We start from the raw sequence: 19,652 nt of genomic DNA, 5'->3' as shown, positions 1-19,652 counted from the left end.
TCAACGCGCTTGGTTCATACGCTCGATGACTTGGCGGGTGATGTCGTACTGAGGTTTGACATCGATGACCGCGCCGCGCTCGAGAACCAGGTCGTAGCCGCCTTTCTTGATCACTTCCTCGACAGCGCCGTCCAGCTTCGGCTTGAGCTGCTTGAGCATATCGCGGTCAGCAACGGCCTTGGCCTCGTTCAGTTCCTTGGACTGGAACTGGAAGTCACGGGCTTTCTGCTTGAATTCAAGCTCCAGACGCTCACGCTCCTGCTGCTGCATCTTGTCGCCACCCTTGATCAGGCGGTCCTGGATGCCCTTGGCGCTGCTTTCCAGGCTCTTCAGCTTGGTCAGTTGCGGGCCGAACTTCTTCTCGGCGTCGACCGCGTACTTCTTGGCGGCATCGGATTCGAGCAGGGCCATCTGATAGTTCAGCACGGCGACCTTCATTTCGGCGAAAGCCGGGGTGGCGACCAGCGCCGCGGCCACTACGGCCAGTTGAGCCAATTTACGCACGATGCACTCCTGGAAAAACCGTTGTCGTTAAGCAAGGGCCGACCTTAGAAGGTCTGGCCCAGAGAGAATTGGAACACCTGGGTATCGGCATCGGTCGGCTTCTTCACCGGCATCGCCAGGCTGAAGCTCAACGGGCCCAGGGCCGTGATCCAGGTGACGCCCAGGCCGACCGAACTGGCCATGCCCGAGAAGCCGACCTTCTCGCAATCCGGCTTGCTGCCGCAGTTGGTGTCGAACACGTTACCCACGTCCCAGAATACCGAGGTACGCAGGGAACGCTGGTCCTTGACGAACGGCAGCGGGAACAGCAACTCGACACCACCTTGCACCAGCACGTTGCCACCGAATGGCAGCGGATCCTGGTCCGGGTCGGCGATGGTGCCCGGGTTCTTGCCGGTACTAGGCGTACTGCGCGGGCCCAGCGTACTGTCTTTGAAACCACGCACGGAGTTGAAGCCACCCGCGTAGTAGTTCTCATAGAACGGCAGGCCCGAGGTGCTACCGTAGCCATCACCATAGCCCAGTTCGGTATGCAGGCGCAGGGTGTAATCGTTGGTAATCGGCTTGAACAGCTGGCCGCGGTAGTCGAGCTTGTAGAACGACAGGTCGCTGCCTGGAATGGTGCTCTCGAGCGTCAGGCTCTGGGAGTGACCACGGGTCGCCAGCACACCTTTGTTCAGGGTCGACTCGGACCAGCCGATCGAGGCCTTGAAGTTGGTGAAGTTGTCACCTTCCTGCTTGAGGAAGTCGAAGATCTCGTCAACGGTGTACTTACCGGTCTTGATCTTGTCCTGCTGAACGGTCAGGCCGTAGGTCAGGCGCGAGGTTTCGCTGATCGGGTAACCGAGGCTGACACCGGCACCCAGGCTGTCCACCGCATAGCTGGCCACGTCGACGTCGAGGTCGCTGTAGTCGGTGCTGCGGTAGAAAGCGTTGTAGCCCAGGCTCACGCCGTCGGCAGTGAAGTAGGGATCAACGAAGCCGAAGTTGTAGCGGGTCTGGTACTCCGAACGGGTCAGGCCGATGGACACCTTGTTACCGGTACCGAGGAAGTTGCTCTGGCTGATCGAACCACCGAGGATCAGGCCGGCGCTCTGGGCGAAACCGACGCTGGCGGTGATCGAACCGGAGGCTTGCTCTTCGACGCTGTAGTTGACGTCGACCTGGTCGTCGGTGCCTGGCACGGCCGGGGTCTCGACGTTGACTTCCTTGAAGAAGCCCAGGCGCTCGAGACGGGTCTTGGACTGGTCGATCAGGTAGGTCGACGCCCAGCCGCCTTCCATCTGGCGCATTTCACGGCGCAGCACTTCGTCTTCGGTCTTGGTGTTGCCGCGGTAGTTGATGCGGTTGACGTAGGCACGCTTGCCCGGGTCGACCACGAACATGATGTCGACAGTGTGGTCCTGGTCGTTCGGCTGCGGCACGCCGTTGACGTTGGCGAAGGTGTAGCCTTCGTTGCCCAGGCGGCGGGTGATCAGCTCGGAAGTGGTGGTCATGACCTTGCGCGAGAACACCTGGCCCGGCTGCACCAGCAGCAGCGACTTGACCTGGTCTTCCGGCACCTTCAGGTCACCCGACAGCTTCACGTCGCGAACGGTGTACTTCTCGCCTTCGTTGACGTTGACGGTGATGTAGACGTGCTTCTTGTCCGGGGTGATCGACACCTGGGTGGAGGCGATGTCCATGTTGATGTAGCCGCGGTCCAGGTAGTAGGAACGCAGGCGCTCCAGGTCACCGGAGAGCTTTTCGCGGGCGTACTTGTCGTCGTTCTTGAAGAACGACAGCCAGTTGGTGGTCTTCAGCTCGAACAGCTGCTGCAGCTCTTCATCGCTGAACACGGTGTTGCCAACGATGTTGATGTGCTGGATGGCGGCAACGGTGCCTTCGTTGATCTTGATCTTCAGCGCCACACGGTTGCGCGGCTGCGGCACGACTTCGGCGTCGACCTCGGCCGAGTAGCGGCCCTGGGCCACGTACTGGCGCTGCAGCTCGTTGCGCACGCCTTCGAGGGTGGCACGCTGGAAGATCTCGCCTTCGGCCAGGCCCGACTGCTTCAGGCCCTTCATCAGGTCTTCGGTGCTGATCGCCTTGTTGCCTTCGATCTCGATGCTCGACACCGACGGACGCTCGACCACGTTGATGATCAGGACGTTGCCATCGCGGTTCAGCTGGATGTCCTGGAAGAAGCCGGTCTTGAACAGCGAACGGGTGGAATCCACCAGGCGGCGGTCGTCAGCCTGGTCGCCAACGTTGAGTGGCAAGGCGCCGAACACGCTGCCGGCGGACACCCGCTGCAGGCCGTTGACACGAATATCGGAGATAGTGAAGGACTCGGCGTGAACTTCAGCGATCATCAGTGCGGACATGACCGCAGTTAGCAGCAGACGTTTCATGAAGTCCTTTTATTCCAACTGGCAATAAACAACCCGCCGCATGGTGACGGCAGGTTCGCAATTGAGCGAAGCTTTTAAAGTCGACCCAGATCGTTGATCAGGGCGAGCAACATCACCCCTACGACCAAACTGATACCGATCTGGACCCCCCAACCTTGCACCCGTTCTGACAATGGACGACCGCGCGCCCACTCGACCAGGTAAAACAGCAAATGCCCCCCATCCAGTACTGGAATGGGCAGCAGGTTAAGAACCCCCAGGCTTATGCTCAGGTAGGCCAGGAAATTCAGGAAATCCCCCACGCCGGACTGGGCTGAAGCGCCCGCCACTTTAGCAATGGTTATCGGTCCGCTCAAGTTTTTTACCGAGAGCTCACCGAACAGCATTTTCTTCAGCGACTCAAGGGTCAGGACGCTCATGTTCCAGGTCCGCGAGAGCCCCTCGCCCACGGCATCCAGCGGGCCATAGCTGACTTCGCGAAGCATGCTGGCAGGCCATTCGGCGCCCTTCACACCCGCGCCGAGGTAGCCCCCGGCCGCCTTGCCTTCGCCTTTGTGAGCCAGCGTGACCGGCACATCGAGGGCCGCGCCGTCGCGCTCGACTCGCAGCACCACCTGGGAATCAGGGCGGGCACGAACACTGTCTACCACCTGCTGCCAATCACTGAGCGCCGCGCCGTCGAGGGCGAGCAATTTATCCCCGGCCTTCAGGCCAGCGGCGGCAGCGGGGCCTTTCGGATCGATCTCGGCCAGTACGGGCGACACCGCCGGCCGCCATGGGCGCAGGCCCAGGGACTGAATAGGGTCCGGCTCGTCGGCCCCCTTGAGCCAATGATCCAGCTTCACCTGCAACTGGCGCTCGGCGGTGGAGCCATCGTCGCGCACCCCAACCTGCAGGGTGCCACTTTCACCCAGGCGGCGAACCAGCTGCAAATTGACTGCCGACCAACCGCTGGTCGCCTTGCCATCGATAGATACAATTTCCTGACCAGCGGCCAGGCCTGCCGATGCTGCCAGGCTCCCCGGCTCGACCGCACCGATTACCGGGCGGACCTGCTGGGTACCGAGCATGGCCAGCAGCCAGAAGAAGACGATGGCCAGGAGGAAATTGGCGATCGGGCCTGCGGCCACGATGGCGATGCGCTGACGCACCGACTTGCGATTGAACGCTTGATCGGCAAGCGCCGGAGGCACTTCGCCCTCACGCTCGTCGAGCATCTTGACGTAGCCACCCAGCGGAATCGCCGCCACCACGAACTCGGTGCCCTGGCGGTCATGCCAGCGCAGCAACGGCATACCGAAGCCGACGGAGAAGCGCAGCACCTTGACCCCGCAACGCCGTGCGACCCAGAAGTGGCCAAACTCGTGGAATGTGACCAGTACACCCAGGGCCACCAGGGTGCCGACAATCATGTAGAGCGCAGTCATATCTATCTCCGAATGACGTTCAGCAGAACCCTGGTAGCGCGCCAGGCCTCAACGACCGTGACGCCTCAGCCACTCACGGGCCAGCTCTCGGGCACGCTGGTCGGCAGCGAACACGGCCTCCAGCGATGGCAGCGGCACCACGGGTTCCTGATCAAGCACCTGCTCGATCATACCCGCGATCTCAGGGAACCGGATACGCCGCTGGAGAAATGCCTCGACCGCGACCTCGTTGGCCGCATTGAGCACCGCAGGCGCGCTGTTACCGGCTTCGGCCGCCTCGCGCGCCAGGCGCAGGCAAGGGAAGCGCTGTTCGTCCGGCGCCTGGAAGTCCAGACGGGCAATGGCGAACAGGTCCAGCGGGGCAACCCCGGAATCGATACGCTCCGGCCAGGCCAAGGCATTCGCGATGGGGGTGCGCATGTCCGGATTGCCCAACTGGGCCAGCACCGAACCGTCGATGTAGTCGACCAGCGAATGGATCACGCTTTGCGGATGCACGACCACCTCGACCTTGGCCGGCGCCGCATCGAACAACCAGCAGGCTTCGATCAGCTCCAGGCCCTTGTTCATCATGCTGGCCGAGTCCACGGAAATCTTCCGGCCCATCGACCAGTTGGGGTGAGCACAAGCCTGTTCCGGCGTGACGTCGGCCAAGGCCGCCTGCGGCGTCTCGCGGAACGGCCCACCCGAGGCGGTCAGCAGGATACGGCGCACGCCGACCTGGCTGAGGCCGCGAGCATAATCTCCCGGCAGGCACTGGAAGATCGCATTGTGCTCGCTGTCGATCGGCAGCAGCACGGCGCCACTGCGCCGCACCGCGTCCATGAACAGCGCGCCGGACATCACCAGCGCCTCCTTGTTGGCCAGCAACACCTTCTTGCCCGCCTCCACGGCGGCCAGGGTCGGACGCAGGCCAGCGGCGCCCACGATGGCAGCCATCACCGCATCCACGTCAGGGGCTGCCGCGACCTCGCAGAGGCCCGCCTCCCCTACCAGCACCTGGGTAGCGCAGCCGGCACCCACCAGACCATCACGCAGGCGCGCAGCGGCTTCGTCATCGGGCACCACGGCATAGACCGGGTGGTGCCGAACGCACAGGGCCAGCAGCTCGTCGATGCGCGAATAGCCGCTGAGCGCGAACACCTGGTAGCGTTCGGGGTGCCGCGCGATCACATCGAGGGTATTGAGACCGATCGAGCCGGTCGCACCCAGGACAGTAATACGCTGCGTGCGACTCACATCACACCCCATTCGGCAGCCCACAGCAGCACGGCGAAGATCGGGATCGCTGCGGTCAGGCTGTCGATGCGATCCAGCACCCCACCATGGCCAGGCAGCAGGTTACTGCTGTCCTTGATGCCGGCCCGACGCTTGAACATGCTCTCGGTCAGGTCACCGATCACCGACGACATGACCACCAGCGCAGCACCCAGCAGGCCCAGCAGAAGCTGGCCGAAGCTCCAGTCACGGCTGACGCCCACCACCAGGGTGATCACCAGGCTGACCGCTAGGCCACCATAGACGCCTTCCCAGCTCTTGCCCGGGCTCACTTGCGGCGCCAGCTTGCGCTTGCCAAATGCACGACCGGAGAAATAGGCACCGATATCAGCTGCCCAGACCAGCACCATGACCGACAGGATCAGCCAGTTGCCGAGCTGCCAATGCTTGAGCAGGATCAGCCCTTGCCATGCCGGCAACAAGATCAGCAAGCCGATCAGCAGCTTGCAGGCCGCACTGGCCCACAGCTCGCTGCTGCGTGGATAGGTCAGCACCAACCAGGTGGCCAGCGCCCACCAGATGACCGAAGCGCCAAGCACCCACGGTGCCAGGTCCGGCATGAGATGGAGCAGCATCAGCGCTCCGGCGACCACAGCGGCGTAGGCGATGCGCAATGGCTGGGCCACCAGCCCGGCCAGGCGCGCCCACTCCCAGGCACCGAGGGTCACCACGAAGCCGATGAACAGGGCGAAGTCCCCGCCGTCGAGCAGGAAGAAACCACCCAGCGCGACCGGCAACAGGATCAGCGCGGTAATGATGCGTTGTTTAAGCATTAAGCACGAGCTCCAGCCTCGACCTGCTCGCTGGTCTTACCGAAGCGGCGCTGGCGCGAAGCGAAATCGGCCAGGGCTTTGCGCATGGCCTCGTGTTTGAAATCCGGCCAGTAGAGGTCGGAGAAGTACAATTCGGCATAGGCCAGTTGCCACAGCAGGAAGTTGCTGATGCGATGCTCGCCACCGGTACGGATGCACAGGTCGGGCAATGGCAGCTCGCCTGTGGCCAGGCAGGTCTGCAACAGGCCAGGGGTGATGTCGTCCGGGCGCAGATGGCCGGCCTGAACCTCACGCGCCAGGCGTTGGGCGGCCTGAGCGATATCCCACTGGCCGCCGTAGTTGGCGGCGATCTGCAGAATGAAGCGGTTACTGCCCGCTGTCAGCGCCTCGGCTTCGCGCATGGCGGCCTGCAGCTCGGGGTGGAATCGCGAACGGTCACCGATGATGCGCAGGCTGATGTTGTTCTCGTTGAGGCGCCGGGCTTCACGGCGCAAGGCCGAGAAGAACAGCTCCATCAACGCACCGACCTCTTCGGCCGGGCGCTGCCAGTTTTCACTGGAGAAGGCGAACAGGGTCAGCACTTCGACCCCGGATTCGGCGCACACCTCGATGACTGCGCGCACCGCGTCGACGCCAGCCTTGTGCCCGGCGACGCCGGGCAGCAGGCGCTTCTTCGCCCAGCGGTTGTTGCCATCCATGATGATCGCGACGTGACGCGGCACCGATGACGGTGCCGCCAACTTGGACTTTTCCATTAAAAAACCTCGGCCTTAAACGGCCATCAGGTCCTTTTCCTTGGCTTTGTAAGCGGCATCGACTTCAGCAATGAACTTGTCGGTCAGCTTCTGGATCTCGTCAGCGGCGCGACGCTCTTCGTCTTCGCTGATTTCCTTGTCCTTGGTCAGCTTCTTCAGATCACCCAGGGCATCGCGGCGCACGTTACGCACAGCCACCTTGGCGTCTTCGGCAACGCTGCTGGCCTGCTTGGTGTAGCCCTTGCGGGTTTCTTCGGTCAGGGCCGGCATCGGTACACGGATGGTGGTACCGGCGCTGGAGGGGTTCAGGCCCAGGTCGGAGGTCAGGATGGCCTTCTCGATGGCAGCGCTGAGGTTCTTGTCGTGAGCGACGATCTTCAGGGTGCGGGCATCTTCGACGGTGATCGCAGCTACCTGGTTCAGCGGCATCTCGCTACCCCAGGCCGTGACCTTGACGCTGTCCAGGATGCTTGGGTGGGCGCGACCGGTACGGATCGCCGCCAGGTTGCGAGCCAGGGCTTCGATGGATTTGCCCATGCGCTCCTGCGCGTCTTTCTTGATGTCGTTGATCATGCTTGGCCTTCCTCGATCAGAGTACCTTCAGCGCCACCCACCACGATGTTCAGCAGGGCGCCAGGCTTGTTCATGTTGAATACCCGCAATGGCATCTTGTGGTCACGGCACAGGCAGATTGCGGTCAGGTCCATCACACCCAGCTTGCGATCCAGGACCTCGTCATAGGTCAGGTGATCGAACTTCTCGGCATGCGGATCCTTGAATGGGTCGGCAGTGTACACGCCATCGACCTTGGTCGCCTTCAGCACCACGTCGGCATCGATTTCGATGGCGCGCAGGCAGGCTGCAGAGTCGGTGGTGAAGAACGGGTTGCCGGTACCGGCAGAGAAAATTACCACATCCCCGGAGTTGAGGTGGCGAATAGCTTTGCGACGATCGTAATGATCGGTGACGCCAACCATGGAAATGGCCGACATGACCAGGGCCGGGATGTTCGAACGCTCCAGCGCATCGCGCATGGCCAGGCCGTTCATGACAGTGGCCAGCATCCCCATGTGGTCGCCGGTGACACGGTCCATGCCGGCTGCACTGAGCGCTGCGCCGCGGAACAGGTTGCCACCACCGATCACCAGGCCGACCTGGACACCGATCCCCACCAGCTGGCCGACTTCAAGGGCCATGCGATCCAGCACCTTCGGATCGATGCCGAAGTCTTCCGAGCCCATCAGGGCCTCGCCGCTAAGTTTGAGCAAAATGCGTTTATAGCGAGGTTGGCGACCACTCACCTGCTGAGCCATTGCGAGTCTCTCCTGCGGCGTACTTTTAGAAAATTCGTGCGAGCCGTTTTCGGCTTGCTAACTGTAGCGTGGCACCGTTTTGGTGCCAGCGGCGTCGGGCCCTGTAAACCCTTCGCCGTTTTGACAAAGAGGCTGCGCGCGTGAGCGGGCAGCCTCTTTGGGGCGACAGACGGGGCTGTCTTACTGCTTGGCAGCAGCTACCTGGGCAGCAACTTCAGCAGCGAAATCGTCAACTGGCTTCTCGATGCCTTCGCCAACCTTGAAGTAGGTGAAGGAAACGATTTCAGCACCGGCTTTCTTGGCCAGCTCGCCAACTTTGACTTCTGGGTTCATGACGAAAGCCTGCTCTTTCAGCGAGGCTTCGGCCTTGAACTTGGTGATACGACCGTTGATCATGTTTTCAACGATGTTTTCCGGCTTGCCAGCGATCTTGTCGGCGTTCAGCTGCAGGAAGACGTTCTTCTCGCGCTCGATGGCTTCAGCGGAGATTTCCGACGAATCCAGGAACTCCGGGTTCGAAGCTGCAACGTGCATGGCGATGTTCTTGGCCAGCTCGACGTCGCCGCCTTTCAGAACAACGGCAGCGCCGATCTTGTTGCCGTGCAGGTAGGCACCGACAACGTCACCCTCAACACGCACCAGGCGACGGATGTTGACGTTCTCGCCGCACTTGGCGACCAGGGCTTCACGAGCTGCTTCACGCGAGGCAACCAGGGGAGCGGCGTCGGTCAGCTTCTGAGCGAAAGCTTCTTCCAGGCTTTCGGCCACGAAGTTCTTGAAGTCGTCTTGCAGGGCCAGGAAGTCGGTCTGCGAGTTCACTTCCAGCAGGACGGCGGCTTTGCCGTCGGCCTTGACGGCGATAGCGCCTTCAGCAGCGACGTTGCCAGCCTTCTTGGCGGCCTTGATGGCGCCCGAGGCACGCATGTCGTCAATGGCTTTTTCGATGTCGCCGCCGGCCTTTTCCAGGGCCTTTTTGCAATCCATCATGCCTTCGCCGGTACGCTCGCGCAGTTCTTTGACCAGCGCTGCAGTAATTGCTGCCATTTCAAAATCCTCTTGGAAAGTTTTTCAACCATTCCACCCGCTCGTCACGGGCGTTAAATTCTGCAAATCGCTGCCTTTATATCAGCTCGCCCATCATGCGGGGCCGTTGCTGACAGCAGGATTTCAAGGTGGCAAAAAGGGGGCAGAGCCCCCTTTTCGCGTGCCAAGTAGACGCTAGCGCCTATTACTCAGCAGCAGGTGCAGCCGCTTCTTCAGCGTAGACTTCAGTACCGCCGGCAACGTTGTTGCGGCCGCGGATGACGGCGTCAGCCATCGAAGTCATGTACAGCTCGATAGCGCGGATGGCGTCATCGTTACCTGGGATAACGAAGTCAACGCCTTCTGGGCTGCTGTTGGTATCGACAACGCCGATAACCGGGATGCCCAGCTTGTTGGCTTCGGTGATAGCAATGCGCTCGTGGTCAACGTCGATCACGAACAGGGCATCAGGCAGACCGCCCATGTCCTTGATACCACCCAGGCTGCGGTCCAGCTTTTCCAGATCGCGCGAACGCATCAGGGCTTCTTTCTTGGTCAGCTTGGCGAAGGTGCCATCTTCGGCCTGGGTTTCCAGGTCGCGCAGACGCTTGATCGAAGCACGGATGGTCTTGTAGTTGGTCAGCATGCCGCCCAACCAACGGTGATCAACGTATGGCGAACCTGCGCGAGCAGCTTGCTCGGCAACGATCTTGCCGGCGGAACGCTTGGTGCCGACGAACAGGATCTTGTTCTTGCCCTGGGCCAGGCGCTCTACGAACGACAGAGCGTCGTTGAACATCGGCAGGGTTTTTTCCAGGTTGATGATGTGAATCTTGTTACGCGCGCCGAAAATGTACTTGCCCATTTTCGGGTTCCAGTAACGGGTCTGGTGGCCGAAGTGCACACCGGCCTTCAGCATATCGCGCATGTTGACTTGGGACATGATAGTTCCTTGATAAGTCGGGTTGGGCCTCCACGTATCCCAATGACCAACCCACGTTTCCGGAGAATCGGGGCACCCAGGCCATCGTGTCGACACGTGTGTGGGTTTGGAGCTGACGGGGTCGTCCCCGAAAGCGGCGCATTTTATACCACAGACCGCGAGCGAACGGAACCCGGATCAGGTTGCGTCCGTCAGCAGTTTTTGCAGCCCCCTGCCAAACAGGCCAGAATGCCTCCTTATAGACAGCAGCATGACCGCCTTTATCCCGACAGAATGCCGCCCTGCTCTGCTAGAATCCGGCCTTTCCCGTTTGTTCGCGCCGTCTGCGGCGCCGTAGAGAGCCTGTAATGACCGTCACCATCAAGACTGCAGAAGACATCGAGAAGATGCGCATCGCCGGCCGCCTGGCCGCCGAAGTGCTGGAAATGATCGAAGAACACGTCAAGCCCGGTGTCACCACCGAAGCGCTCGACCGCCTGTGCCACGACTACATCGTCAACGTCCAGCAGGCCATCCCGGCGCCCCTCAACTACAAGGGCTACCCGAAGTCGATCTGCACCTCGATCAACCATGTGGTCTGCCACGGCATCCCCAACGACAAGCCGCTCAAGGACGGGGACACGCTCAACATCGACGTCACCGTGATCAAGGACGGCTACCACGGCGACACCAGCCGCATGTTCCACGTCGGCACCGTGCCAGTCTGGGCCGAGCGCCTGTCCAAGGTCACCCAGGAATGCATGTACAAGGCCATCGAACTGGTCAAGCCGGGCTGCCGCCTGGGCGATATCGGTGAGGTGATCCAGAAGCACGCCGAGAAGAATGGTTTCTCGGTGGTGCGCGAGTTCTGCGGCCACGGCATCGGCAAGGTGTTCCATGAAGAGCCGCAGATCCTCCACTACGGCCGCGCTGGCACCGGCATGGAGCTCAAGGAAGGCATGACCTTCACCATCGAGCCGATGATCAACCAGGGCAAGGCCGACACCAAGGTGCTGGGCGACGGCTGGACCGCCATCACCAAGGACCGCAAGCTCTCGGCCCAGTGGGAACATACCCTGGTGGTGACGGCTACCGGTTACGAGATCTTCACCCTGCGCAAGGACGACACCATCCCGCGCACCTCGGCCTGATACCCAAGGCAACCTAAAGACAGGAACGCGACGCGATGCCCCAGGTGGATCCCGAGCTGTTCGACCGTGGCCAGTTCCAGGCGGAACTGGCCCTCAAGGCGAGCCCCATCGCCGCCTTCAAGAAAGCCATCCGCCAGGCCGGCGAGGTGCTCGACAAGCGCTTTCGTGCGGGCTGCGAAATCCGCCCGCTGATCGAAGCCCGCGCCTGGCTCGTGGACAACATCCTGCAACAGGCCTGGAACCAGTTCGACTGGGGCGACCCGAGCGGTATCGCGCTGGTGGCGGTCGGCGGCTATGGCCGCGGCGAGCTGCACCCGCACTCGGACATCGACCTGCTGATTCTGCTCGGCGCCGCCGAGCATGAGCAGTACCGCGAGGCTATCGAGCGCTTCCTCACCCTGCTCTGGGACATCGGCCTGGAAGTCGGCCAGAGCGTGCGCACCGTCGACGAATGCGCCGAACAGGCCCGCGCCGACCTGACGGTCATCACCAACCTGATGGAAAGCCGGACCATCGCCGGCCCCGAAGCGCTGCGCCAGCGCATGCTCGAGGTGACCAGCACCGGCTACATGTGGCCGAGCAAGGATTTCTTCCTGGCCAAGCGTGCCGAACTCAAGGCCCGCCACCACAAGTACAACGACACCGAGTACAACCTCGAACCCAACGTCAAGGGCTCGCCCGGTGGCTTGCGCGACATCCAGACGGTGCTCTGGGTCGCCCGCCGCCAGTACGGCACGCTGAACCTGCATGCCCTGGCCGGCGAAGGCTTCCTGCTGGAAAGCGAGAACGAACTGCTGGCCTCGTCCCAGGACTTCCTGTGGAAAGTGCGCTATGCCCTGCACATGCTCGCCGGCCGCGCCGAGGACCGCCTGCTGTTCGATCACCAGCGCAGCATTGCTGCACTGCTCGGCTACAGCGACGACAACCCCAAGCGCGCCATCGAACAGTTCATGCAGCAGTACTACCGGGTGGTGATGAGCATCAGCCAGCTGTGCGACCTGATCATCCAGCACTTCGAGGAAGTCATCCTCGCCGATGATGGCAGCGGCACCACCCAGCCGCTGAATGCGCGCTTCCGCCTGCATGACGGTTACATCGAAGCGGTCAGGCCGAACGTGTTCAGGCGCACCCCGTTCGCCATGATGGAGATCTTCGTGCTGATGGCCCAGCATCCGGAGATCAAGGGCGTGCGTGCCGATACCGTGCGCCTGCTGCGCGAACACCGGCACCTGATCGACGACACCTTCCGCAACGATATCCGCAATACCAGCCTGTTCATCGAGCTGTTCAAGTGCGAAATCGGCATCCACCGCAACCTGCGGCGGATGAACCGCTACGGCATCCTTGGCCGCTACCTGCCGGAATTCGGCCTGATCGTCGGGCAAATGCAGCACGACCTGTTCCACATCTACACGGTCGATGCGCACACCCTCAACCTCATCAAGCACCTGCGCAAGCTGCAGTACACGCCGGTATCCGAGAAATTCCCGCTGGCCAGCAAGCTCATGGGCCGCCTGCCCAAGCCCGAGCTGATCTACCTGGCGGGCCTGTACCACGACATCGGCAAGGGTCGCCAGGGCGATCACTCCGAGATCGGTGCGGTGGATGCGCAGAAGTTCTGCGAACGGCACCAGTTGCCGGCCTGGGACAGCCGGCTGATCGTCTGGCTGGTGCAGAACCACCTGGTGATGTCGACCACCGCCCAGCGCAAGGACCTGTCCGATCCGCAGGTGATCAACGATTTCGCCTTGCATGTGGGCGACGAGACGCGCCTGGACTACCTGTACGTACTGACCGTGGCCGACATCAACGCCACCAACCCCAGCCTGTGGAACTCCTGGCGCGCCAGCCTGCTGCGCCAGCTCTACACCGAGACCAAGCGCGCCCTGCGCCGTGGCCTGGAAAACCCGCTGGACCGCGAGGAACAGATCCGCCAGACCCAGTCGGCGGCGCTGGACATCCTGGTGCGCGAGGGTACCGACCCGGACGATGTCGAGCAGTTATGGTCGCAGCTGGGCGATGACTACTTCCTCAAGCACAACGCCGCCGATGTGGCCTGGCACAGCGACGCCATCCTGCAGCAACCGGCCGATGGCGGGCCGCTGGTGCTGATCAAGGAAACCACCCAGCGCGAGTTCGAAGGCGGTACGCAGATCTTCATCTACGCCCCCGACCAGCACGACTTCTTTGCCGTGACCGTGGCCGCCATGTCGCAGCTGAACCTGAACATCCATGATGCGCGGATCATCACTTCGAGCAGCCAGTTCACCCTCGACACCTACATCGTGCTCGACAACGACGGCGGCTCGATCGGCGACAACCCGCAGCGGGTCAAGCAGATCCGCGACGGCCTGACCGAAGCACTGCGCAACCCCGAGGACTACCCGACCATCATCCAGCGCCGGGTGCCGCGTCAGCTCAAGCACTTCAACTTCCCGCCGCAGGTGACCATCCTCAACGATGCGCAGCGCCCGGTGACCATCCTCGAGATCACTGCGCCAGACCGCCCCGGCCTGCTGGCACGGCTCGGGCGGATCTTCCTGGAGTTCGACCTGTCGCTGCAGAACGCCAAGATCGCCACCCTCGGCGAGCGGGTGGAGGACGTATTCTTCATCACCGATGCCGACAACCAGCCGCTGTCCGACCCGCAGCTGTGCAGCCGCCTGCAGGAAGCCATCGTGCAGCAGCTGCAGGCCGGCCAGGCCAGCGATGCCAACCCGACCCGCGTGACTTTTTAACGATTAGACGATTGACGAGATCTCCTGCCGATGAACCATGCCTTGACCCAGCTTCAGCCCTACCCGTTCGAGAAACTGCGCGCCCTGCTGGGCACTGTGAAGCCGGCGGCGGACAAACGCGCCATTGCCCTGTCGATCGGTGAACCGAAGCATGAATCGCCGGCGTTCGTCGCCCAGGCCATGGCCGACAACCTCGACAAGCTGGCGGTATACCCGAGCACTCTCGGCCTGCCGGCGTTGCGCCAGGCCATCGGCCACTGGTGCGAACGCCGCTTCGGCGTGCCGGCCGGCTGGCTCGACGCCGACCGCCACATCCTGCCGGTCAACGGCACCCGTGAGGCGCTGTTCGCTTTCACCCAGGCCGTGGTCAACCGTGCCGATGACGGCCTGGTGGTCAGCCCCAACCCGTTCTACCAGATCTACGAAGGCGCCGCCCTGCTGGCCGGCGCCACCCCGCATTACCTGCCCTGCCTGGAAGACAACGGCTTCAACCCGGACTTCGACGCCGTGCCGGCCGAAGTGTGGAAGCGCTGCCAGATCCTGTTCCTGTGCTCGCCGGGCAACCCGACCGGTGCGCTGGTGCCGATGGCGACCCTGAAGAAGCTGATCGCCCTGGCTGACGAGCACGACTTCGTGATTGCCGCCGACGAGTGCTACAGCGAGCTGTACTTCGACGAAGACGCGCCGCCGCCAGGCCTGCTGAGCGCGTGTGCCGAACTCGGCCGCAGCGACTTCAAGCGCTGCGTGGTGTTCCACAGCCTGTCCAAGCGCTCCAACCTGCCGGGCCTGCGCTCGGGCTTCGTCGCCGGTGATGCATCGATCATCAAGCCGTTCCTGCTGTACCGCACCTACCACGGTTGCGCCATGCCGGTGCAGACCCAGCTGGCCAGCATCGCCGCCTGGCAGGACGAGGCGCATGTCCGCGAGAACCGTGACCAGTACCGCGCCAAGTACGATGCCGTGCTCGATATCCTGCAGCCGGTGATGGACGTGCAGCGCCCGGACGGCAGCTTCTACCTGTGGGCCAAAGTGCCGGGCGGTGATGCCGAGTTCACCCGCGACCTGTTCGAGGCCCAGCACGTGACCGTGGTGCCGGGGTCGTACCTGTCGCGTGAAGTCGACGGTGTCAATCCGGGCGCTGGCCGGGTGCGCATGGCGCTGGTTGCGCCGCTGGCCGAGTGTATCGAGGCAGCGGAACGGATTCGCAATTTCCTGCAAAACCGCTGATTTGGCAGGGACCTGTGGGAGCGGGTTCACCCGCGAATCAGGCGACACGGTGCATGGCACCGGCTACGCCAGTATTCGCGGGTAACCCGCTCCCGCACAGAGCGCACGGGTAGCCCCGACTTATTTCACCTGCCCCAGGTTGGCCTCACTCAAATCCAGCTCGCCGAGCACCTGCCGCACTACCTCATCGCCCACCAGATGCTGGCGATGCAGGTTGTACAGCTCCAGCCGCTGCGCCCGCAGCGCGCGCAAACGCAAACGTCGCTCCAGCAAGTCCATCTGTTCGGCCAGCGCCCGTGCTTCGGCCGTGTCGTTGTAGCTGTCCAGCTCATCCCGGTACTCGGCCATCAATCGCGCCTTGAGCTCCGTGCCCAGGGTTGCCTGTGCCGCATCCTGTGGCGCGCTGGCATCGATCACCTCTTCCGCCTCCAGCGCATGGATCGCCGCCTCGGCCGTACGCCGCCAGGCTTCCTGCACTTCCTGATGCAGCCGTTCGTCCGGGCTCTTGGTGACGCCGCGTAGCAGCAGCGGCAGGGCAACACAGGCACTGATCAACGACAGCAGGATCACCCCGGCGGCGATGAAGATCAGCAGGTCACGCTCAGGGAAGGCCTGGCCCGCGCCCATCAACAGCGGCACCGACATGACACCGGCCAGGGTCACCGCCCCGCGCACACCGCCCAAGGTCAGCAACCAGCAGGAGCGCATGGTTGGCATCAGTACCAGCGCCGGCCTGCCGCGCCAGCGACGAACCACACCGATCGCCCGCCAGATGCTCTGCACCCAGACAAAACGCAGCACGATCAATGCGGCGAAGATCGCCAGCACGTCCAGGCAACGCCAGGCCAGGGTCGGCCAGACAGTGGCCTCGTGGCTGACCACGGCCTTGATGATGTCCGGCAGCTGCAGGCCCAACAGCAGGAAGATCAGGCCGTTGAAGGCGAACTCCAGCAGCGACCAGACGCTGCGGTTGAGCAGGCGCGTGCTGGTCTGGCGCGGCAACAGGTCGAGCCAGCTCTGCATCATGCCGGCGGCCACCGCCGAGAGGATGCCCGACACGCCGAGGCGCTCGGCCAGTACATAGGCGGCAAACGGCAGCAGCAGCATGAATACCACGTGGGTGGCCGGGTCATCCCAGCCGCGAGCGATCATCCAGGCGCGCAGGCGCCCGATCAGCCAGCTCAGGGCAACCCCCACCGCCAGGCCGCCGAGGGCCACCAGAACGAAGCTGAAGCTGGCATCGGCCAGCGAGAACGCCCCGGTAATCGCCGCGGCCAGGGCGAACTTGAAGGTCACCAGGCCCGAGGCATCGTTCATCAATGCCTCGCCCTGCAGCATGTGCATCAGCGGAGTCGGCAGGCGATCCTGGGTGATGGCCGAAACGGCCACGGCGTCGGTGGGCGACAGCACGGCGGCCAGGGCGAAGGCCACCGGCAGTGGAATGCTCGGCAGCAACACGTGGATGAAGTAGCCGGCGCCGACCACGGTGAACAGCACCAGCCCCACGGCCAGCGCCACCACCGGGCCGCGGATGCGCCACAGCTCACGCTTGGGGATACGCCAGCCGTCGGCGAACAGCAACGGTGGCAGGAACAGGAACAGGAACAATTCAGGGTCCAGGGCCACGTGCAGGCCCAGGGTCGGCCAGGCCAGCAATGCGCCTGCGGCGATCTGCACCAATGGCAGCGGCAGCGGGATCATGCGCCCGACCAGTTTCGACACGCTTACCAGCGTCAGCAGGATGAGGACGGTGTAGGCGGACTGCATCCGTGAAGGCTTCCTTTGTGAACCAAAAACGACAGCGGGGGCGAGAGATCGCCGTTGAAACAATATGTTAGCGAGGTATGGCGAAACGAGGCCGCTGCACGATAGTCGCAGGTGATGGATGAATATGTAACATGATGATACCCAGCTATCGTTACCGGTGCTCACCCGCCACCTGCGGGCTTGTAATACTGCTGACTGATCGTATAATCACCCTTAACGAATAACGTTAAGCATTCAGGCTCATGATTCGAAGCTTCAACTGTGCTGACACAGAAGCACTCTTCAGCACTGGAAAGGCACGGCGATGGTCGGGTATCAAGTCCGTCGTGGAGCGTAAGCTGGCCATGCTCGACGCCGCAACAGAGCTTCGAGACCTGCGCTCGCCACCTGGCAATCGCCTCGAGGCATTGAGCGGAAACCGCGCAGGCCAGCACAGCATTCGTATCAACGATCAATGGCGCCTGTGCTTCATCTGGACCGAAAACGGCCCGGCCAACGTTGAAATTGTCGATTACCATTGAGGTGCATCATGCTCAAGAACGGCATGCGTCCAGTACATCCCGGTGAAGTCCTGCGCGAGGACTTCCAGAAAGAAATGGGCTTCAGTGCCGCTGCACTGGCCAGGGCGCTCGGCGTCGCCACGCCAACCGTCAACAACATCCTGCGCGAACGGGGCGGTGTGTCCGCCGACATGGCACTGCGCCTGTCCATCTGCCTGGACACCACCCCCGAGTTCTGGCTCAACCTGCAGAGCGCCTTCGACCTGCGCACGGCCGAACAGCAACATGGCGATGAGATCATCGGATCAGTACAACGGCTGGTCGCCGCCTGATCATCAATCAGGGGCGCCACGGGCGTGGCGCCGCAAGGATCGTTCCCGCATAATCCCGCGACTGACATTCGGAAAGGGAGAGATTGAGGCAGCCTGTGGCCTCAATGTACACAATGACCTACACGCTCTACGGCATCAAAGCCTGTGACACCATGAAAAAGGCGCGCACCTGGCTGGAAGACAAAGCCATCGCCTACGAATTCCACGACTACAAGACTCAAGGCATCGACCGCGACAGCCTCAACCGCTGGTGTGACGAACACGGCTGGGAAGTCATCCTCAACCGTGCCGGCACCACCTTCCGCAAGCTCGACGACGCCAGCAAGGCCGACCTCGACCAGGCCAGGGCCGTCGAACTGATGCACGCCCAGCCGTCGATGATCAAGCGCCCGGTACTCGACCTTGGCGGGCGCACCCTGGTCGGCTTCAAGCCCGACCTGTACGCCGCTGCACTGGCCTGAGCCTTTACCCTATTTCGCACGAGGTAATCATATGTCCAATACCCTGTTCAGCCTGGCCTTCGGTGTCGGCTCCCAGAACCGCCAGGGCACCTGGCTGGAAGTGTTCTACGCACAACCCCTGCTCAACCCGAGCGCCGAACTGGTTGCCGCAGTAGCGCCAATCCTCGGCTATGAAGGCGGCAACCAGGCCATCACCTTCAGCAACGCCCAGGCCGCCCAGCTGGCCGAAGCCGTCAAAGGCGTGGACGCCGCCCAAGCCGCCCTGCTGACCCGCCTGGCCGAAAGCCACAAGCCGCTGGTCGCCACCCTGCTGGCCGAAGATGCCGCACTGGCGTCGACCCCAGAGGCCTACCTCAAGCTGCACCTGCTGTCGCATCGCCTGGTCAAGCCGCACGGCCTGAGCCTGGCCGGCATTTTCCCGCTGCTGCCGAACGTGGCCTGGACCAACCAGGGCGCGGTCGACCTGAGCGAGCTGGCCGAACTGCAACTGGAAGCGCGCCTGAAGGGCGAGCTGCTGGAAGTGTTCTCGGTGGACAAGTTCCCGAAAATGACCGACTACGTGGTCCCGGCCGGCGTGCGCATCGCCGACACCGCCCGCGTGCGCCTGGGCGCCTACATCGGCGAAGGCACCACCATCATGCACGAAGGCTTCGTCAACTTTAACGCGGGCACCGAAGGCCCGGGCATGATCGAAGGCCGCGTTTCCGCTGGCGTATTCGTCGGCAAGGGTTCGGACCTGGGCGGCGGCTGCTCGACCATGGGCACCCTGTCCGGTGGCGGCAACATAGTCATCAAGGTCGGCGAAGGCTGCCTGATCGGCGCCAACGCCGGTATCGGCATTCCGCTGGGCGACCGCAACACCGTCGAAGCCGGCCTGTACATCACCGCTGGCACCAAGGTGAACCTGCTGGATGAGAACAACGAGCTGGTGAAAGTGGTCAAGGCCCGCGACCTGGCCGGCCAGACCGACCTGCTGTTCCGCCGCAACTCGCTGAACGGCGCAGTGGAGTGCAAGACCCACAAGTCGGCCATCGAGCTGAACGAGGCGCTGCACGCCCACAACTGAGAATATTGAGAGCCTTGTAGGA

General features: G+C 62.7%; 18 protein-coding genes. 7 read left to right on the top strand and 11 right to left on the bottom strand.

Going from position 1 to position 19,652, the window contains the following annotated elements; genetic code table 11:
• The 10 genes from HU738_RS08495 to rpsB all read right to left on the bottom strand — a co-directional run bounded on the left by HU738_RS08495 (window position 1) and on the right by rpsB (window position 10,409).
• Entirely contained in the window at window positions 1-504 is a 504-nt protein-coding gene (locus HU738_RS08495; protein ID WP_003252311.1) for an OmpH/Skp family outer membrane protein, read from the bottom strand.
• A 44-nt stretch (window positions 505-548) separates the two neighbouring features.
• Entirely contained in the window at window positions 549-2,897 is a 2,349-nt protein-coding gene (bamA, locus tag HU738_RS08490) for an outer membrane protein assembly factor BamA (protein ID WP_186603190.1), read from the bottom strand.
• Window positions 2,898-2,971: 74 nt separating this feature from the next.
• The gene (gene rseP, locus HU738_RS08485; protein WP_186603191.1) at window positions 2,972-4,324 is read right to left on the bottom strand and encodes a sigma E protease regulator RseP; all 1,353 of its coding nucleotides are present in this window, start codon (window positions 4,322-4,324) and stop codon (window positions 2,972-2,974) included.
• 48 nt (window positions 4,325-4,372) lie between these two features.
• Entirely contained in the window at window positions 4,373-5,563 is a 1,191-nt protein-coding gene (gene ispC / locus HU738_RS08480; RefSeq protein WP_176506557.1) for a 1-deoxy-D-xylulose-5-phosphate reductoisomerase, read from the bottom strand.
• On the bottom strand, window positions 5,560-6,375 hold the full coding sequence (locus HU738_RS08475; protein ID WP_176506558.1) for a phosphatidate cytidylyltransferase: 816 nt from the start codon (window positions 6,373-6,375) through the stop codon (window positions 5,560-5,562). Before HU738_RS08475 ends, ispC begins: the two co-directional genes overlap by 4 nt.
• Complete coding sequence (uppS, locus tag HU738_RS08470) at window positions 6,375-7,130, bottom strand: polyprenyl diphosphate synthase (protein WP_027920033.1); 756 nt, start codon at window positions 7,128-7,130, stop codon at window positions 6,375-6,377. Before uppS ends, HU738_RS08475 begins: the two co-directional genes overlap by 1 nt.
• Before the next feature lie 15 nt (window positions 7,131-7,145).
• Complete coding sequence (gene frr, locus HU738_RS08465) at window positions 7,146-7,703, bottom strand: ribosome recycling factor (protein WP_054885374.1); 558 nt, start codon at window positions 7,701-7,703, stop codon at window positions 7,146-7,148.
• Entirely contained in the window at window positions 7,700-8,443 is a 744-nt protein-coding gene (gene pyrH, locus HU738_RS08460) for a UMP kinase (RefSeq protein ID WP_003252294.1), read from the bottom strand. Before pyrH ends, frr begins: the two co-directional genes overlap by 4 nt.
• A 180-nt stretch (window positions 8,444-8,623) precedes the next feature.
• A complete protein-coding gene (tsf, locus tag HU738_RS08455) occupies window positions 8,624-9,487 on the bottom strand; it encodes a translation elongation factor Ts (RefSeq protein WP_186603192.1) in 864 nt (287 codons plus the stop codon).
• Window positions 9,488-9,671: 184 nt separating this feature from the next.
• A complete protein-coding gene (gene rpsB / locus HU738_RS08450) occupies window positions 9,672-10,409 on the bottom strand; it encodes a 30S ribosomal protein S2 (protein WP_027920037.1) in 738 nt (245 codons plus the stop codon).
• A gap of 347 nt (window positions 10,410-10,756) precedes the next feature.
• Here rpsB and map point away from each other — a divergent pair, with 347 nt between their 5' ends.
• Genes map through dapC form a run of 3 tightly spaced genes read left to right on the top strand, consistent with a single transcriptional unit; the run spans window position 10,757 to window position 15,504 of the window.
• Window positions 10,757-11,539 carry a type I methionyl aminopeptidase gene (map, locus tag HU738_RS08445; protein ID WP_016712936.1) on the top strand — a complete coding sequence of 261 codons (783 nt, stop codon included), beginning with the start codon at window positions 10,757-10,759 and terminating at the stop codon, window positions 11,537-11,539.
• 35 nt (window positions 11,540-11,574) lie between these two features.
• A complete protein-coding gene (locus HU738_RS08440) occupies window positions 11,575-14,277 on the top strand; it encodes a [protein-PII] uridylyltransferase (RefSeq protein ID WP_176506560.1) in 2,703 nt (900 codons plus the stop codon).
• 30 nt (window positions 14,278-14,307) lie between these two features.
• Window positions 14,308-15,504 carry a succinyldiaminopimelate transaminase gene (gene dapC, locus HU738_RS08435; protein ID WP_176506561.1) on the top strand — a complete coding sequence of 399 codons (1,197 nt, stop codon included), beginning with the start codon at window positions 14,308-14,310 and terminating at the stop codon, window positions 15,502-15,504.
• A gap of 120 nt (window positions 15,505-15,624) precedes the next feature.
• Here the strand turns inward: dapC and HU738_RS08430 are convergent, their stop codons facing one another.
• Window positions 15,625-17,271 (bottom strand): Na+/H+ antiporter, encoded by a 1,647-nt coding sequence (locus HU738_RS08430; RefSeq protein WP_186603193.1) that lies wholly within the window; start codon window positions 17,269-17,271, stop codon window positions 15,625-15,627.
• A 242-nt stretch (window positions 17,272-17,513) separates the two neighbouring features.
• Here HU738_RS08430 and HU738_RS08425 point away from each other — a divergent pair, with 242 nt between their 5' ends.
• The 4 genes from HU738_RS08425 to dapD all read left to right on the top strand — a co-directional run bounded on the left by HU738_RS08425 (window position 17,514) and on the right by dapD (window position 19,630).
• Window positions 17,514-17,792, top strand: coding sequence for a type II toxin-antitoxin system RelE/ParE family toxin (locus tag HU738_RS08425; protein ID WP_186603194.1), 279 nt, complete (start codon window positions 17,514-17,516; stop codon window positions 17,790-17,792).
• An 8-nt stretch (window positions 17,793-17,800) separates the two neighbouring features.
• Window positions 17,801-18,103: a type II toxin-antitoxin system antitoxin GraA gene (gene graA, locus HU738_RS08420; protein ID WP_186603195.1), complete on the top strand. Its 303-nt coding sequence runs from the start codon at window positions 17,801-17,803 to the stop codon at window positions 18,101-18,103.
• A gap of 113 nt (window positions 18,104-18,216) precedes the next feature.
• Window positions 18,217-18,564 (top strand): ArsC family reductase, encoded by a 348-nt coding sequence (locus HU738_RS08415; protein WP_176506563.1) that lies wholly within the window; start codon window positions 18,217-18,219, stop codon window positions 18,562-18,564.
• 31 nt (window positions 18,565-18,595) lie between these two features.
• Window positions 18,596-19,630: a 2,3,4,5-tetrahydropyridine-2,6-dicarboxylate N-succinyltransferase gene (gene dapD, locus HU738_RS08410; RefSeq protein ID WP_099815359.1), complete on the top strand. Its 1,035-nt coding sequence runs from the start codon at window positions 18,596-18,598 to the stop codon at window positions 19,628-19,630.
• Window positions 19,631-19,652 lie beyond the last annotated feature (22 nt).

The sequence above is a fragment of the Pseudomonas vlassakiae genome (assembly GCF_014269035.2).
GTDB classification, from domain to species: Bacteria; Pseudomonadota; Gammaproteobacteria; order Pseudomonadales; family Pseudomonadaceae; genus Aquipseudomonas; species Aquipseudomonas vlassakiae.
Note: the sequence above shows the minus strand (reverse complement) of the source record. Positions and strands in the feature narration are given on the sequence as shown.

Excerpts from the sequence above, each read along its gene's own strand:
- bamA (WP_186603190.1), bottom strand. The coding sequence starts at position 2,897 with ATGAAACGTCTGCTGCTAACTGCGGTCATGTCCGCACTGATGATCGCT.
- rseP (WP_186603191.1), bottom strand. The coding sequence starts at position 4,324 with ATGACTGCGCTCTACATGATTGTCGGCACCCTGGTGGCCCTGGGTGTA.
- HU738_RS08475 (WP_176506558.1), bottom strand. The coding sequence starts at position 6,375 with ATGCTTAAACAACGCATCATTACCGCGCTGATCCTGTTGCCGGTCGCG.
- uppS (WP_027920033.1), bottom strand. The coding sequence starts at position 7,130 with ATGGAAAAGTCCAAGTTGGCGGCACCGTCATCGGTGCCGCGTCACGTC.
- frr (WP_054885374.1), bottom strand. The coding sequence starts at position 7,703 with ATGATCAACGACATCAAGAAAGACGCGCAGGAGCGCATGGGCAAATCC.
- pyrH (WP_003252294.1), bottom strand. The coding sequence starts at position 8,443 with ATGGCTCAGCAGGTGAGTGGTCGCCAACCTCGCTATAAACGCATTTTG.
- tsf (WP_186603192.1), bottom strand. The coding sequence starts at position 9,487 with ATGGCAGCAATTACTGCAGCGCTGGTCAAAGAACTGCGCGAGCGTACC.
- rpsB (WP_027920037.1), bottom strand. The coding sequence starts at position 10,409 with ATGTCCCAAGTCAACATGCGCGATATGCTGAAGGCCGGTGTGCACTTC.
- map (WP_016712936.1), top strand. The coding sequence starts at position 10,757 with ATGACCGTCACCATCAAGACTGCAGAAGACATCGAGAAGATGCGCATC.
- HU738_RS08440 (WP_176506560.1), top strand. The coding sequence starts at position 11,575 with ATGCCCCAGGTGGATCCCGAGCTGTTCGACCGTGGCCAGTTCCAGGCG.
- dapC (WP_176506561.1), top strand. The coding sequence starts at position 14,308 with ATGAACCATGCCTTGACCCAGCTTCAGCCCTACCCGTTCGAGAAACTG.
- HU738_RS08430 (WP_186603193.1), bottom strand. The coding sequence starts at position 17,271 with ATGCAGTCCGCCTACACCGTCCTCATCCTGCTGACGCTGGTAAGCGTG.
- HU738_RS08425 (WP_186603194.1), top strand. The coding sequence starts at position 17,514 with ATGATTCGAAGCTTCAACTGTGCTGACACAGAAGCACTCTTCAGCACT.
- graA (WP_186603195.1), top strand. The coding sequence starts at position 17,801 with ATGCTCAAGAACGGCATGCGTCCAGTACATCCCGGTGAAGTCCTGCGC.
- HU738_RS08415 (WP_176506563.1), top strand. The coding sequence starts at position 18,217 with ATGACCTACACGCTCTACGGCATCAAAGCCTGTGACACCATGAAAAAG.
- dapD (WP_099815359.1), top strand. The coding sequence starts at position 18,596 with ATGTCCAATACCCTGTTCAGCCTGGCCTTCGGTGTCGGCTCCCAGAAC.